Raw genomic sequence first — 14,197 nt, 5'->3', positions numbered from 1 at the left:
TGCGCGAGACGCGGGCGTCACGGAGCGACCGCACTATGGGTGCCCTCACCGATATCTTCATCAAGCGGCCGGTGCTGTCGCTGGTGGTCAGCCTGCTGATCCTGCTGATCGGCTTCAGGGCCGCGACCACGCTGCCGATCCGCCAGTATCCCAAGCTGTCGAACACCGTGATCACCGTCACCACGGTGTATCCCGGCGCCTCGCCGGACCTGATGCAGGGCTTCATCACCACCCCGCTCGAGCAGGCCGTCGCCTCGGCCGAGGGCATCGACTACATCACCTCGTCCTCGACCCAGGGCCAGAGCCTGATCACGGTCTACGTCAAGCTCAATTTCGATCCGAACCAGGCGCTCACCGAGGTTCTGGCGAAGGTCAATTCGGTCAAATATCTGATCCCGCGCGAAGCCAACGATCCGGTCATCGTCAAATCCACCGGCGAGACCACGGCGGTGATGTATATCGGCTTCTCCAGCAACGAGCTGTCCGGCTCGGCGATCTCGGACTATCTGACGCGCGTGGTGCAGCCGGTGCTGTCCACCGTCGAAGGCGTGGCCTCCGCCGACATTCTCGGCGGCCAGACCTTCGCGATGCGGATCTGGCTGGATCCGATACGGATGGCCGGGCGCGGGGTGTCTCCCGACGACGTCGCAGCAGCGATCCGCGCCAACAACTTCCAGGCGGCCGCGGGTCAGACCAAGGGCTATCTCACGGTCTCCAACGTCAGTACCAACGCCGATCTGCAGAACGTCGACCAGTTCAAGCAGATGACGGTGAAGGCCAAGGACGGCGGCTTCATCAGGTTGCAGGACGTCGCCACGGTGGAGCTCGCCGCGCAGAGTACCGATTCCAGCGTGGCGTTCTCCGGCGAGCGCGCGATCTTCATCGGCGTGCAGGCGACGCCGCAGGGCAACCCGCTCAACATCGTCTCGGGTGTGCGCGCGCTGTTCCCGGATATCGAGCGCAATCTGCCGCCGTCGCTGAAGATGAAGGTCGCCTACGATTCGACCAAATTCATCCGCTCGTCTATCGACGAGGTCGAGATGACGCTGATCGAGGCGGTGGGGATCGTCATCGTGGTGATCTTCCTGTTCCTCGCCTCGTTCCGGTCGGTGATCATCCCGGTGGTGACGATTCCGCTGTCGCTGATCGGCGTCTGCACGGCGATGCTGGCGATGGGCTTCAGTATCAATCTGCTGACGCTGCTGGCGATGGTGCTGGCGATCGGCCTCGTGGTCGACGACGCCATCGTCGTGGTCGAGAACATCCATCGACATCTCGAGGAGGGCAAGAGTCCCGTCCAGGCCTCGCTGATCGGGGCCCGCGAGATCGTCGGGCCGGTGATCTCGATGACCATCACGCTGGCCGCGGTGTACGCGCCGATCGGCTTCCTCGGCGGCCTCACCGGCGCGCTGTTCCGCGAATTCGCCTTCACGCTCGCGGGCGCGGTGATCGTATCAGGCATCATCGCGCTGACGCTGTCGCCGATGATGTGCTCGGTGCTGCTGAAGCATCAGGAGAGCCAGGGCTGGTTCGCCCGCAAGGTCGACAACGTGTTCGGCGCCACCACGCGCTGGTATGGACGCCAGCTCGATCGTTCGCTGGACTACCGGCCGATCACCGGGATGTTCGCGCTGGTGATCCTCGGCCTGGTCGGCTTCATGTACATGAATACGGCCAAGGAGCTCGCGCCCGAGGAAGACCAGGGCATCGTGTTCGCGGTGACCAAGGGGCCGAAATACGCCAATATCGACTACTCCAACTACTACGGAGAGAAGCTCGACAAGGCGTTCGCGGGCTTCCCGGAGACCGACCTGCGCTTCATCCTGAACGGCACGTCGGGCCCGAACAACGGCATCGCCGGCATGTTGCTGAAGCCGTGGGACGAGCGCGAGCGGTCGTCGATCAAGCTCAAGCCGCTGGTGCAGAACGAGCTCAGCAAGATCGAGGGCGTCAACGCCTTCGCCTTCAACCTGCCGCCGCTGCCCGGCGGTCCGGGCGGCCTGCCGATCCAGATGGTGATCAACTCCACCACCGGCTTCCGCGCGGTCTACGAGGAGATGGTCAAGCTCAAGGACGCGGCGCGCAAGAGCGGTCTGTTCATCGTCGCCGACAGCGATCTCGATTTCAACCAGCCGGTGGTGCGGGTGAAGATCGACCGCAACAAGGCCAACGATCTCGGCATCACCATGTCGCAGATCGGCGGCACGCTGGCGACGCTGCTCGGCGGCAACTACACCAACCGCTTCAACCTGGAAGGCCGGTCGTATCAGGTCATCCCGCAGGTGCCGCGCGCGGATCGGCTGTCGCCGAATTCGCTCGACGGCTACTATGTGCCGAGCGCCACCGGGCAGCAGGTGCCGCTGTCGACGCTGGTGTCGATCGAGACCGCGACCGACCCGAACGCGCTGACGCATTTCAACCAGCTCAACTCCGCCACCTTCCAGGCGGTGCCGATGCCGGGCGTCACGGTGGGGCAGGCGGTGGACTTCCTCGAGCAGCAGGCGAAAAACCTGCCCTCCGGCTTCAACCACGATTATCTCGCCGACGCGCGGCAATACGTGAAGGAGGGCAATCAGCTCGCCATCACCTTCGGCTTCGCGCTGATCATCATCTTCCTGGTGCTGGCCGCGCAGTTCGAAAGCCTGCGCGATCCGCTGGTGATCATGATCTCGGTGCCGATGGCGATCTCGGGCGCGTTGATCCCGCTGTTCTTCGGCGTGGCGACGATCAACATCTACACCCAGGTCGGGCTGCTGACGCTGGTCGGCCTGATCAGCAAGCACGGCATTCTGATGGTCGAGTTCGCCCGCGAGCTGCAGCTCAAGGAAGGGCTCGACAAGCGTTCCGCGATGGAGATGGCGGCGCGGGTCCGGCTGCGGCCGATCCTGATGACCACCGCCGCGATGGTCACCGGCCTGCTGCCGCTGCTGAGCGCGTCGGGCGCCGGCGCCGCGAGCCGGTTCTCGATCGGCCTCGTGGTGGTGTCCGGCATGTTGATCGGCACGCTGTTCACGCTGTTCGTGCTGCCGGCCGTCTATGTCGCGATCGGCACCGATCACCGTGCGGCGTCGGAGTCCGAGCGCGCCAAGCAGATCGAGGATTACGAGATGGAGCAGGCCTCGCCGTCGCTGAAGCCGACCTGAACCTGCTGCGTCTCGACGCGCGTCGAAACATGGCGGACCGGCAACGGTCCGCCATTTTTCATGGCGGGCGCCGCGCCGATCGCCGTGGCCGTTTGCGGAATCGTCGCGCGGCCCTTACCTGATGATCCATGAAGCAGGACGAGACGGATGTTCTGGTGCTCGGCGCCGGGATCGTGGGCGTCGGCGCCGCGCTGCATCTGCAGCGACGCGGCCGCGACGTCGTGCTGGTCGATCGCAACGCCGCGGCGGGTGACGAGACCAGCTACGGCAATGCCGGGCTGATCGAGGTCGCCTCGGTGCTCCCCTATATGTTCCCGCGGGATCTGGCGCATCTGCTGCGCTACGCCTTCAACGGCTCGGCGGACGTGCACTACCAGTTGTCCGGCCTGCCTGAATTCCTGCCCTGGCTGCTGCGCTATTTTCAGGCCTCGTCGCCGGAAGGCGCGGCGCGCACCGCGCGCGCCGCGCTGCCGCTGATCCGGCAGAGCCTCGCCGAGCATGAACTCCTGATCGCCGAGGCCGGCGTGCCCGAACTGTTGCGCAAGACCGGCTGGATCAAGCTGTTTCGCTCCGAATCCTCCCTGAGCAAAAACGTCGCCGAGCTCGACCGCGTGAAGCAGTTCGGCGTCACCGCCGACGTGCTCGACGACGCCTCGATCGCGGCGCGCGAACCGAACCTGATGGGCAGATTTGCCGGCGCGATCCATTGGCTGGAGCCCGGCTTCGTGCCCGATCCCGGCGCGCTGGTGAAGGCCTATGCGGCGCTGTTCACGCGCAAGGGCGGCCGGTTCGCCCGCGGCGACGCGCGCACGCTGCAGCAGCACGGCGGCGGCTGGCGGATCACCACCGACGATGGCGTGGTCACCGCACGCGAGGTGGTGGTGGCGCTGGGGCCGTGGTCGGATCTGGTGTTCAGGCCGCTCGGCTATCGCATTCCGCTCGGCGTCAAGCGCGGCTATCACCAGCATTTCGCGGCGCGCGGCAACGCGGTGCTGCAGCATCCGATTCTCGATGCCGATCGCGGTTATTTGCTGGCGCCGATGAATCGCGGCATCCGGCTCACCACCGGCGCGGAGTTCGCCCGCCGCGATGCGCCGCCGTCGCATGTGCAGATCGATCGCACCCGCGCAATGGCGCGCGATCTGTTTCCGCTCGGCGATGTGATCGAGCAGCAGCCCTGGATGGGCGCGCGGCCATGCCTGCCGGACATGCTGCCGGTGATCGGCCGGGCGCCGCGTCACCCCGGGCTGTGGTTCGATTTCGGGCATCAGCATCACGGGCTGACGCTCGGTCCGGTCACCGGGCGGCTGTTGGCCGAGATGATGACCGGCGAGGAGCCGTTCGCCGATCCGGCGCCGTTCGCCGCCGAACGTTTCGGTTGAGGCGCACGTGCCACACCTCGGATCGCTTGCATCGCGCTGCGTCTCGCGGCGATACTGGCGGCAGTGTTCAGGATGCTCCGCCGGGCGTTGCTGAGCCGCCCCTTCGCGTGGTGATGTGAATTGGAGACCGGTTCGCATCGACACGACGCACCACTGCAGGAATCCGGAGCCGCCATGAAAGTCAACGTCGAGATCGATTGCACCCCCGAGGAAGCGCGCGCGTTCTTCGGCCTGCCCAACGTGCAGCCGATGCAGACCGCGGTGATGGACAGGCTGCAGCAGCAGATGCTGTCGAACATCGACAAGGTGTCGCCGGAGGCGTTGATGCAGAGCTGGTTCACCTTCGATCCGAAGATCGCCGAGCGCTTCCAGGATATGTTCGTGACCATGGCGGGCCTGGGCGGAAACAAGAAGTAAACCGACAGGAGGTTGGATGGCGGCCGTCGACCGCGCGACCCCTCAGCATCGTCTGCGTCCGCCGAGCCTCGCGCTGCTGCTGGCGGAGGCGCGCAGCCTGCTCGAATTCAACGCCAGCATCCTGCTGTCGCCGCTGCTGCTGCAGGCGCCGAAGGGCGACGGCCATCCGGTGCTGGTGCTGCCGGGGCTGCTCGCCAGCGATCTGTCGACCGCGCCGCTGCGGCGCTATCTGCGCGCGCTCGGCTATCAGCCGTTCGCCTGGGAGCTCGGTCGCAATTTCGGCGGCGTCTACCGGATGCGCGACCGGCTGCGCCGGCGCCTGACCTCGATCCACGAAGCGTCCGGCCGCAAGGTCAGCGTGGTCGGGTGGAGCCTCGGCGGCGTCTATGCCCGCGACCTGGCGCTGCATGCGCCGGAGACGATCCGCGGCATCGTCACGCTCGGCAGCCCGTTCTCCGGCGACATCACCGCCACCAATGCGCGGCGGGTCTACGAGCGGCTGTCGGGCGAGGACCTCGACGAGATCAGGCTCGACGACCTGAAGACGCTCGCGGGCGACATGCCGGTGCCGACGACGTCGATCTATTCGCGCACCGACGGCATCGTGAACTGGCGCACCTCGCTGCTGCGGCCGTCGCCGACCGCCGAGAACATCGAGGTGCTGCTCGCGAGCCATATCGGGCTCACCGTCAATGCCGCGGTGTTGTGGGCGATCGCCGACCGGCTGGCGCAGCCGGAGGGCGCATTCGTGCCGTTCGATCGCTCGGGGCCATTCGCGCTGGCCTATGCGGCGCGATCGCCCGAGGCATGAGGGGGCAAACGTTCGGATGTCCGGATTGATCGGACAGCGCGCGATCGCTATCTGCTCGACGTCCGGGCGAGCGTGGCAGCCCAACGAGGAGAAGACAATGGCCGACAAGGACAACGACCCGGCCGCGGCATGGCAGGCGATGTTCGGCGAGATGAGCAAGGGGTTCACGACGCTCGCCAGTCAGGCGATGGCGTCGCCGGAAATCGCCAAGGCGGTCGGTCAGGTCGGCGGCGCCACGGCGGAGGCGCAGAAACAATTCGGCGAGATGGTGGAAAAATATCTCGCCGGTCTCAACCTGCCGACGCGGGCGCAGATGGACGACTTCGGCGCGCGCTTGTCCGCGATCGAAGCGCGGCTCGATCAGCTCACCACGGCGATCAATCAGGGCCGCAACACCGCTGCCACGCCGAAGCCGCCGCACGCGAAATAGTGCCGATCGGTGTCGGATCGGTCTGCAACTCCAGATCGACGTGGCCTGGAACCGCACGCGTTAATCACGATCAAGGCGAAATTTTCACTAGTAGTTTCAATTACTTAATCGATGTCAGGCTTGTTGCAGTGCAACATTTTGTTGCAACGCAACATAGGTTGTGCCATATTGCGGCTGCCCGGGCCGCAACCGGACGGGCAGGACCATAGCTCAACCACCGAGGATGGAGACACCCGATGACCGACCAGAATTATACCGAGACTCACCAGGCCGCGTTCGACAACGTCAAGCAGGCGTTCGCGCCGGTCGGCGACGCGTTCAAGAATTTCCAGAATCTGGAAGTTCCGGAAGCGACCCGCGACTTCGTCAAGCGCGCGGCCGGCACCGCGAAGGAAAAGGCCGCCGACTTCCAGGCGGGCTCGGAGAAGGTCACCTCCGCGATCGAAGAGGCCGTCAGCCATTCGGTCAGCGAAGCCGCCAAGATCAGCCGCAACATCCAGCAGGCGATCTATGCCGACACCCAGGCGTTCTTCTCCGGCATCGACAAGATGGCGTCGGCGAAGTCGCTGAACGAAGCGGTGCAGATCCAGTCCGATCTCGTCCGCTCGCACGGCGAAGTCCTGATGTCGCGCGCCAAGTCGACCACCGAATATCTCGGCAAGCTCGTGGCCGACAGCACCAAATCGGCGCAGGACAACCTGACCAAGACCTTCAGCAAGCCGCTCTGATCGGGCGATCGATCGAGAGCGCGTTACGACTGCTGACCAATGAATTCTCGGCCCGCGCAAGCGGGCCTTTCTTTTTGGGCGGGACACATCCCGTCGTTCCGGGGCGCGCGCAGCGCGCGCGAACCCGGAACCCCGAGCTGTTCTGCATTCCGGACGTCGAAAATGTGGCGCAGTGACTCGGATGTCGAGGGGGCCTGAACTGCGGGATTCCGGGTTCGCCGCTGCGCGGCGCCCCGGAATGACGGTTGCTAAGCCCGCCGCGCCACTGCCGGGCGCTCGTTCTTCTTGCGCGACGCTGTGCGCTCGGGCTTGGCGCCGTCGTCCGTGATCGCGTCCATCGCCTGTTCGGCGCCGGCGACCATCAGCGTCGTCACCATCTTCGCATAGGTCTCGCGGCTCAGTCCCTTGCCTTCGCGGAACCACAGATAGTGCCAGTTCAGCATCCCGAACAGCGACATCGTCAGCGGCTTCAGCAGATGCGGCGTGGCGGCGACCGCCGGGATCGCCGCGCTGATCGCGTCCGACATCAGGCTGACCAGCTTGCGCTCCAGCGTCTTCAATTGCTCCTGCTGTTCGGGCGGCAGCAACTTCAAACTCGAGATCTGCACCTGATGCTCGGCGTCGGCGCCGCGATAGGCTTCCAGCAGCGCCGCCGAAATCGCAAACAGCCGCTCGCCGGCGTCGCCCTCGGACTGCGCCGCGGCTTCGACCACGCCGACGAGATGCTGCAGATGATCCGCGAGCAGGTCGAACAGAACCGCGTCCTTGGAGCGGTAGTAGTGATACATCAGCGCCTTGGAGACGCCGCAAGCCTCCGCGATCATGGTGATCGAGGTTCCGGTGTAGCCGTGCTCGGCGAACAGTTTTGCGGAACGGCCGAGGATGCCGCGGCGTTTCTGGTCGTAGTCGTTCGCTCGCGTGCGAGCCATGCGATGCAACATCCTGCTTGGCGCGGCACGCCCGACACGAACCGCGGATGACTGGTTCCGACACTTGCATTGACCGTCCAATTGGTCAATTATATTTCCAACAAGGCCGGGCCGCGCGCCCGAGCCTGCGAGGAAACGCCGAGGCCACGCCATGTACACCCAGGCCCTCAACACCACCGAAGCCGACGATCGCAATCTCGAGGACGCCGGCCGCGCCGCGCGGTTCCAGGCGCGGATCGACGCCGAAGAACGGATCGAGCCCAACGACTGGATGCCGGCCGCCTATCGCAAGACGCTGACGCGGCAGATCTCCCAACACGCCCATTCCGAGATCGTCGGCATGCTGCCGGAAGGCAACTGGATCACCCGCGCGCCGACGCTGCGCCGCAAGGCGGCGTTGCTCGCCAAGGTGCAGGACGAATGCGGCCACGGGCTGTATCTCTACGCCGCCGCCGAGACGCTCGGCGCCTCGCGCGAGGAACTGGTCGACCAGATGCTGAGCGGCAAGGCGAAGTACTCGTCGATCTTCAACTACCCGACGCTGACCTGGGCGGATATCGGCGCGATCGGCTGGCTGGTCGACGGCGCCGCGATCATGAACCAGATTCCGCTGTGCCGCTGCTCCTACGGCCCCTATGCGCGCGCGATGATCCGCGTCTGCAAGGAGGAGTCGTTCCACCAGCGCCAGGGCTACGAGATCATGCTGACGCTGGCGAAGGGCTCGGCCGAGCAGAAGGCGATGGCGCAGGACGCACTCGACCGCTGGTGGTGGCCGTGTCTGATGATGTTCGGCCCGCCCGATCAGGCGAGCCAGCACAGCGACACCTCGACCAAGTGGAAAATCAAGCGCTTCTCCAACGACGAGCTGCGCCAGAAATTCGTCGATGCCACCGTGCCGCAGGCGCACTATCTGGGCCTGACGATTCCCGATGCCGATCTGAAGAAGAACGACGAAACCGGTCACTGGGACTACGGCACGATCGACTGGGACGAATTCAAGCAGGTGCTGGCCGGCAACGGCCCGTGCAACCGCGATCGGCTGGCGGCGCGCCGCAAGGCGCATGACGACGGCGCCTGGGTGCGTGAAGCGGCCGTCGCCTTCGCCGAGAAGCGCAAGAAGAAACTGGCGGCGTAGAACGCCGGACTGAGTTGAAACCTCTCCCCGCGCGCGGGGAGAGGTCGGATTGCGCAGCAATCCGGGTGAGGGGGCGTATCGACGCAGCCGAGAAGTCGAGACTCGCGGAGACGCCCCCTCGCACCGACCTCTTCCCGCAGGCGGGGAGAGGGACACGAGGAGGGAACGACATATGACCACGCCGAATACGGCGCTGTGGGAAGTCTTCATCCGCAGCCGCAATGGCCTCGCGCACAAGCATGTCGGTTCGCTGCACGCCGCCGACGCCACGCTGGCGCTGCAAGCCGCCCGCGACGTCTACACCCGCCGCGGCGAGGGCCTGTCGATCTGGGTAGTGCCGTCGAGCGCGATCACGGCGAGCGATCCCGCCGAAGCCGGGATGATGTTCGAGCCGGCCGAGAGCAAGATCTATCGTCATCCGACGTTCTACGAGGTGCCGGACGAAGTCGGGCATATGTAGTTCGCCGCCGTGGCTTTCTGAGACATCGGCGCCGAGCACGAACTAACCTTTCCCCGCGCGCGGGGAGAGGTCGGATTGCGCAGCAATCCGGGTGAGGGGGCGTCTCCCAGCGGCCGAGCCGCTGCGACTCGCGGAGACGCCCCCTCACCCCGACCCTCTCCCCGCACGCGGGGAGAGGGAGACCGCCCGCCGCGCGGCGATGCATCGTTGCGCCAAAAGGACGTTGATCAGACATGCCCGCCGCTTCGATCACCATCACCGACACCCCGCTGTTCACCTACGCGCTGCGCCGCGCCGACGACGCGCTGATCCTCGGGCATCGGCTGTCGGAATGGTGCGGGCACGCGCCGATGCTGGAAGAGGACATGGCGCTGTCGAACGTCGCGCTCGACCTGATCGGCCAGGCGCGCGAACTCTACAGCTATGCCGGAGCCGTCGAGGGCGAGGGCCGCGACGAGGACCAGCTCGCTTATCTGCGCGAGGAACGGCAGTATCAGAACCTGCTGCTGGTCGAGCAGCCGAACGGCGATTTCGCCCGCACCATCGCGCGGCAATTGTTCTATTCGGCGTTTGCCGATCCGTATTGGCGGGCGATGATGGGCTCGCGCGATGCGACGCTCGCGGCGATCGCCGCCAAGTCCGAGAAGGAAAGCGCCTATCACCTCCGCCACGCCGCCGAATGGATGATCCGGATCGGCGACGGCACCGACGAAAGCCATCGCCGCGCGCAGGACGCGATCGACGCGCTGTTGCCGTTCACCGGCGAACTGTTCGACGCCGACGACAGCGAGCGGCGGTTGATCGAGGCCGGCGTCGCGATCGATCCCGCGAGCCTGCGCGACACCTGGCAGGGCACGATCGCCGCCGTGCTGGGCGAAGCGACCTTGACGCTGCCGAGCGGCACGTGGGTGCAGCGCGGCGGTCGCAGCGGCCGGCACAGCGAGCATCTCGGCCATCTGCTCGCCGAACTGCAACACATGCAGCGGACCTATCCGGGCCAGACATGGTGACGCGCGCCACCAGCGATTCCGAGCTGCGCGCCCGCGCCTGGGATGCGGCCGCCACCGTGGTCGACCCGGAGATTCCCGTCCTCACCATCGCCGATCTCGGCGTGCTGCGCGACATCAGCGTCAACGACGGCCGCGTCGAGGTCGCGATCACCCCGACCTATTCGGGCTGCCCGGCGATGAACATGATCACGCTGGAGATCGAACTGGCGCTGGCCCGCGCCGGCATCAGCGATGCCCGCGTCAAGACCGTGCTGGCGCCGGCCTGGACCACCGAGTGGATGAGCGCGGAAGGCCGCGCCAAGCTGAAAGACTACGGCATCGCGCCGCCGCAGGCCGCGACCGGCCGCCGCGCGTTGTTCGGCGCGCCGTCGGAAATCGCCTGTCCGCAATGCGGTTCGATCGACACCGAGCAACTGTCCGAATTCGGCTCGACCTCCTGCAAGGCGCTGTGGCGCTGCAAGAGCTGCCGCGAGCCGTTCGATTACTTCAAGTGCCATTGAGCGCCGCCATGAACATCTCCGCCACCATTCCGCGCTTCCATCCGCTGGTGATCCGCGATCTGCGCCGCGAGGGCCGCGACGCGATCTCGCTGAGCTTCACCGTCCCGCCGGATCTGGCCGACGCGTATCGCTTCGCGCCCGGGCAGTATCTGACGCTGCGCACCACGATGGACGGCGAGGAGGTGCGGCGCTCCTATTCGATCTGTTCCGGCCCCGACGACGGCGAACTCAGGATCGCGGTGAAGAAGATCGACGGCGGCGCGTTCTCGGTGTGGGCGACCGAGGAACTGAAGGCCGGCGACACGCTCGATGTGATGACGCCGACCGGCCGCTTCGGGGTCGCGCATGCGGTCGATGAGGTGCGGACCTATGTCGGCTTCGCCGCAGGCTCCGGCATCACGCCGATCCTGTCGCTCATCAAGGCCGTGCTGGCGCGCGAGCCCGACAGCCGGTTCTTCCTGTTCTACGGCAACCGCAGCACCGATCAGATCCTGTTTCGCGATACGCTGGAGACGCTGAAGGATCGTTACCTGCAGCGCTTCGCGGTGTTCCACGTGCTGTCTCAGGAGGAGCAGGACGTGCCGGTGATGCAGGGCCGGCTCGATCGCGACAAGGTGCGGCTGCTGCTGACCGCGATGCTGCCGGCGGCGTCGGTCGATCACGTCTTCGTCTGCGGTCCGACCGGGATGAGCGACGACGTCGAGGCGGCCTGCCGCGAACTCGGCATCGCCGAGGCGCGCATCCATGTCGAGCGTTTCGTTTCCGGATTGGGCGGCAAGCCGCGACCCAAGGCGGTGGTCGCGCCGGGCGCCCCGCCCAAGGCGATCGCGGCGCTGATCATCGACGGCAAGCGCCGCGAAGTGCCGGTGGCCGAGGGCGAAGCGATCCTCGACGCGGCGCTGCGCGCCGGCGTCGATCTTCCCTTCGCCTGCAAGGGCGGCATGTGCTCCACCTGCCGGGCCAAGCTGGTCGAAGGCGAGGCCCCGATGGAGCTGAACTACTCGCTGGAGCCGTGGGAGCTGCAGGCCGGGTTCATCCTGACGTGCCAGGCCAAGCCGACGTCAGCGCGCGTGGTGGTGGATTACGACCATTTGTAGCGTGGCGTCGCGAGACCGCTCCGTTTCCGCCGTCATTGCGAGCCGAAGGCGACGCGATCCAGAGCACCGCATGCTGCGACCCTGGATTGCTTTGTCGCTTCGCTCCTCGCAACGACGTTGAGAGTTCGTCATTCCGGGGCGCCGCGCAGCGGCGAACCCGGAATCTGAAACCCGCACTGCGGGATTCCGGGTTCGCTCGCTGTGCGAGCGCCCCGGAATGACTGCTCTTTCTTGGCTATGACTTCGGCCGCTTGTCGAACACCCGCCTGGCCTTGCCGAGCGAACGCTCCAGCGTGTCGGGCGGCACGACTTTGATGGTGGTCGAGATCCCGATGGTGTTCTTGATCAGGTGCGCGACGCGTTCGGCGTGCGGCACGAGGCCGGCGCCGTCCCAGCTTTCCGGGCGGGCTTCGGCCAGCACCGTCATCTCGTCCATCCGGCCGTCGCGGGTCAGCTCGATGATGAAGTGGCCGCCGCACCAGTCGGTGCCGAGCAGCACTTCCTCGATCTGGGTCGGAAACACGTTGACGCCGCGCAGGATGATCATGTCGTCGGAGCGGCCGGTGATCTTCTCCATCCGCCGCATCCCGGGCCGCGCGGTGCCCGGCAGCAGCCGCGTCAGATCGCGGGTGCGATAGCGGATCACCGGGAAGGCTTCCTTGGTCAGCGAGGTGAACACCAGCTCGCCCTGTTGGCCGTCGGGCAGCACCGCGCCGGTCGCGGGATCGATCACTTCGGGATAGAAGTGATCCTCCCAGATGTGCAGCCCGTCCTTGGTCTCGACGCATTCCTGCGCGACGCCGGGGCCGATCACTTCGGACAGCCCATAGATGTCGGTCGCGTCCATATCGAACGCCTGCTCGATCTCGGCGCGCATCGCGTTGGTCCAGGGCTCGGCGCCGAACACGCCGTATCTCAGCGACGATCCGCGCGGGTCGAGCCCCTGCCGCTTGAACTCGTCGAGGATCGCCAGCATGTAGCTCGGCGTCACGGTGATGATGTCGGGCTTGAAATCGTTGATCAGTTGCACCTGGCGCTCGGTCATGCCGCCGGAGACCGGGACCACGGTGCAGCCCAGCTTCTCGCCGCCATAATGCGCGCCGAGCCCGCCGGTGAACAGGCCGTAGCCATAGGCATTGTGCAGGATCATGCCGCGCCGCGCGCCGGCGGCGCGCAGCGAGCGCGCCATCACGGTGGCCCAGCTGTCGATGTCCTTCAGCGTGTAGCCGACCACGATCGGCTTGCCGGTGGTGCCCGACGAGGCGTGGACGCGGGCCAATTGTTCACGCGGCACCGCGAACATGCTGAACGGGTAGTTGTCACGCAAATCGGTCTTCGACGTCAGCGGAAATTTCGACAGATCGCCGAGGTCGCGGAAGTCGGACGGGTGCACGCCGGCGCGGTCGAACGCAGTCTTGTAATGCGCGACGTTGTCGTATGCGTGCTTGAGCGTCCAGGCCAGCCGCCTGGTCTGCAATGCCGTGATCTCGTCCCGCGAGGCGCGTTCGGCCTCGTCGAGTTCGGCGCTGTAGCCGGAAGACGCTCTCAACTGATGGATGCTCGCGGCCATCGCTCTATCCTCTCTCAGCGTTGATCGGGGGATTGCGGCGGCACCAGCGTTCCGCCGATGGCGCGCGAATGGCCGCGGAATTCGGCGATCACGGTGCCGGCCGAACTGACGCGCACGTCGTAGATGCCGGAGCGTCCGGCGCGGGTGATTTCGCGCGCGCTCGCGGTCAGCTTCGCGCCGAGCTTGCTCGGCCGGATGAAGCTGATCTGGCCTTGCGCCGCCACGGTGTTCTCGTTGCGCGAGTTGCACGCATAGGCGAAGGCGGAGTCGGCCAGCGTGAAGATGAAGCCGCCATGGGCGATGCCGTGGCCGTTGACCATCTCGGTGGTGATCGTCATCGCCAGCGTCGCGAAGCCCGGGCCGATCTCGACGATCTCCATGCCGAGCGCCTTGCTGGCATGATCGTTGGCCCACATCGCGTCCGCGCAGGCGCGCGCGAGGTCGTCGGGGGACAATTCGGCCGGGGCGGGAGAGGGCGCTGCGGTCACCGCGCGACTCCGCAGCAACCAGCCGGCGCCGCGATGCGCCGCGGCCCGCGACCGCCGATCAGGTCGTCCTTCACGTTTCTCTCCCCAATCTTCTCTC

General features: G+C 66.3%; 14 protein-coding genes. 11 read left to right on the top strand and 3 right to left on the bottom strand.

The annotated features are described in order from the left end of the window. The first annotated feature begins 35 nt into the window (after positions 1-35). The 6 genes from SR870_RS10735 (at position 36) to SR870_RS10710 (ending at position 6,911) form a co-directional block, all read left to right on the top strand. The gene (locus SR870_RS10735; protein ID WP_322517946.1) at positions 36-3,143 is read left to right on the top strand and encodes a MexW/MexI family multidrug efflux RND transporter permease subunit; all 3,108 of its coding nucleotides are present in this window, start codon (positions 36-38) and stop codon (positions 3,141-3,143) included. A 128-nt stretch (positions 3,144-3,271) separates the two neighbouring features. Further along, entirely contained in the window at positions 3,272-4,525 is a 1,254-nt protein-coding gene (locus SR870_RS10730; protein ID WP_322517945.1) for an FAD-dependent oxidoreductase, read from the top strand. Positions 4,526-4,699: 174 nt separating this feature from the next. Beyond that, on the top strand, positions 4,700-4,942 hold the full coding sequence (locus SR870_RS10725; RefSeq protein WP_011442526.1) for a DUF6489 family protein: 243 nt from the start codon (positions 4,700-4,702) through the stop codon (positions 4,940-4,942). Between the two features lie 16 nt (positions 4,943-4,958). Continuing rightward, entirely contained in the window at positions 4,959-5,753 is a 795-nt protein-coding gene (locus SR870_RS10720) for an alpha/beta hydrolase (protein ID WP_322517944.1), read from the top strand. A gap of 97 nt (positions 5,754-5,850) precedes the next feature. Then, a complete protein-coding gene (locus SR870_RS10715) occupies positions 5,851-6,183 on the top strand; it encodes a poly(R)-hydroxyalkanoic acid synthase subunit PhaE (RefSeq protein WP_322517943.1) in 333 nt (110 codons plus the stop codon). A 236-nt stretch (positions 6,184-6,419) separates the two neighbouring features. Then, entirely contained in the window at positions 6,420-6,911 is a 492-nt protein-coding gene (locus SR870_RS10710) for a phasin (RefSeq protein ID WP_322517942.1), read from the top strand. Positions 6,912-7,159: 248 nt separating this feature from the next. Here the strand turns inward: SR870_RS10710 and SR870_RS10705 are convergent, their stop codons facing one another. Further along, positions 7,160-7,840: a TetR/AcrR family transcriptional regulator gene (locus SR870_RS10705; RefSeq protein WP_322517941.1), complete on the bottom strand. Its 681-nt coding sequence runs from the start codon at positions 7,838-7,840 to the stop codon at positions 7,160-7,162. Between the two features lie 151 nt (positions 7,841-7,991). On the opposite strand from SR870_RS10705, the gene paaA reads away from it, so the two are divergent. The 5 genes from paaA to paaE all read left to right on the top strand — a co-directional run bounded on the left by paaA (position 7,992) and on the right by paaE (position 12,042). After that, positions 7,992-8,975: a 1,2-phenylacetyl-CoA epoxidase subunit PaaA gene (gene paaA, locus SR870_RS10700; RefSeq protein ID WP_322517940.1), complete on the top strand. Its 984-nt coding sequence runs from the start codon at positions 7,992-7,994 to the stop codon at positions 8,973-8,975. Positions 8,976-9,147: 172 nt separating this feature from the next. Then, positions 9,148-9,435, top strand: coding sequence for a 1,2-phenylacetyl-CoA epoxidase subunit PaaB (paaB, locus tag SR870_RS10695; protein ID WP_322517939.1), 288 nt, complete (start codon positions 9,148-9,150; stop codon positions 9,433-9,435). 233 nt (positions 9,436-9,668) lie between these two features. Then, positions 9,669-10,445 carry a 1,2-phenylacetyl-CoA epoxidase subunit PaaC gene (paaC, locus tag SR870_RS10690; RefSeq protein WP_322517938.1) on the top strand — a complete coding sequence of 259 codons (777 nt, stop codon included), beginning with the start codon at positions 9,669-9,671 and terminating at the stop codon, positions 10,443-10,445. Next, positions 10,439-10,945 carry a 1,2-phenylacetyl-CoA epoxidase subunit PaaD gene (gene paaD / locus SR870_RS10685; RefSeq protein ID WP_322517937.1) on the top strand — a complete coding sequence of 169 codons (507 nt, stop codon included), beginning with the start codon at positions 10,439-10,441 and terminating at the stop codon, positions 10,943-10,945. Before paaC ends, paaD begins: the two co-directional genes overlap by 7 nt. A gap of 8 nt (positions 10,946-10,953) precedes the next feature. Then, a complete protein-coding gene (gene paaE / locus SR870_RS10680; protein WP_322517936.1) occupies positions 10,954-12,042 on the top strand; it encodes a 1,2-phenylacetyl-CoA epoxidase subunit PaaE in 1,089 nt (362 codons plus the stop codon). A gap of 235 nt (positions 12,043-12,277) precedes the next feature. On the opposite strand, the gene paaK is transcribed toward paaE, so the two are convergent. Both paaK and paaI read right to left on the bottom strand, forming a co-directional pair. After that, positions 12,278-13,612 (bottom strand): phenylacetate--CoA ligase PaaK, encoded by a 1,335-nt coding sequence (paaK, locus tag SR870_RS10675; protein WP_322517935.1) that lies wholly within the window; start codon positions 13,610-13,612, stop codon positions 12,278-12,280. 14 nt (positions 13,613-13,626) lie between these two features. After that, positions 13,627-14,028 (bottom strand): hydroxyphenylacetyl-CoA thioesterase PaaI, encoded by a 402-nt coding sequence (paaI, locus tag SR870_RS10670; protein WP_322518247.1) that lies wholly within the window; start codon positions 14,026-14,028, stop codon positions 13,627-13,629. Positions 14,029-14,197 lie beyond the last annotated feature (169 nt).

Source organism: Rhodopseudomonas palustris (genome assembly GCF_034479375.1).
GTDB classification, from domain to species: domain Bacteria; phylum Pseudomonadota; class Alphaproteobacteria; order Rhizobiales; family Xanthobacteraceae; genus Rhodopseudomonas; species Rhodopseudomonas palustris_M.
The sequence above is the reverse complement of the archived record's forward strand: the minus strand, read 5'-3'. Positions and strand labels throughout refer to the sequence as shown.